Consider the following 1,095-nt stretch of genomic DNA (forward strand, 5'->3'; position numbering starts at 1 on the left):
CAAGGTAATATTGAGGCTGGTAAAGCAAAATCACAAACCTGTGTCGCCTGTCACGGAGCAGATGGCAACAGTGCAATCGCAATGTACCCTAAACTAGCAGGCCAACACGCTAAGTATCTTGAGAAGCAGTTAAAAGATCTTAAGCTAGGTATGACAAGTGGTGGTAAACAAGGTCGTTACGATCCTGTAATGAGTGGCATGGCAATGCCGCTAAGCGATGAAGACATCGCAGATCTTGCAGCATACTACTCTTCTCTACCAACTTCAGAAAGCTCGACACCTGAAGATGTGGTAGCAAAAGGTAAAGTGCTTTACACCGCGGGTGATGCAGAGCGTGGTCTAACGGCATGTATGGCATGTCACGGTCCGCGTGGTAACGGTACTGAGCTTTCAGGTTTCCCTAAAATTTCTGGTCAGCACGCTGACTACATCAAAGCTCAGTTAGAAAAATTCCGTGATGGTAACCGTGGCAACGATATGAATGCCATGATGCGTGACATCGCGAAGAAAATGACAGATGAAGATATCGAAGTTCTGTCGAAATACGTTGGCGGTCTGCACTGATACCCCTACATAGTTCGAGCAAAGTTGTACAAAAATGCCCCAGCGATTTCGCTGGGGCATTTTTGTTGGTGATGTGGCTCACACATGATTTTTGAGGGTGTCATCGATATCTGCTCGAAAGCTTGTAAGACATTTGCCATACCTTCGATTGCGAATGTCTTCTTCTTATTTTTAACCTTTTGATTAATTGATGTTTTTAATTTTTGCGAAAAAATCATCGCTAATATTTCCTGCTGCTAACTTGTGAGTGCGTCGGGATTACGTAAAGTAGAAAGCGTTCACAGGGGGTGAATTGCAGGATTTCAGACCACGGATTCAAGGTCTTCATGGACGCAAGCTAGGATAGCTTGGTGATCGGAAAACGGAATTAGGTAGGCAAGGAGCCTGCTCGATACGGATGGTCATCTCGTCTTATGGTTAAGACAGTGGAAAGGATCAGGCACAGGAAGTTGCTCAGAAGACAGGAAGTAAAGGGATAGCCAAAACTCATCAGGAAGATGAAAAACAACACTTTTTGGCAAGGAAAGCACG

The 1,095-nt window shown here is 44.8% G+C and carries 2 protein-coding genes; one reads left to right on the forward strand and one right to left on the reverse strand.

The features are described 5' to 3' along the window. The coding region (locus tag R8N28_RS26575; protein WP_318183836.1) for a c-type cytochrome at positions 1 to 564 on the forward strand (564 nt) is incomplete at its 5' end. A 5-nt stretch (positions 565 to 569) separates the two neighbouring features. Here the strand turns inward: R8N28_RS26575 and R8N28_RS26580 are convergent. Beyond that, positions 570 to 782 (reverse strand): hypothetical protein, encoded by a 213-nt coding sequence (locus R8N28_RS26580; RefSeq protein ID WP_020904382.1) that lies wholly within the window; start codon positions 780 to 782, stop codon positions 570 to 572. Positions 783 to 1,095 lie beyond the last annotated feature (313 nt).

The organism is Vibrio sp. Vb1554 (assembly GCF_033344235.1).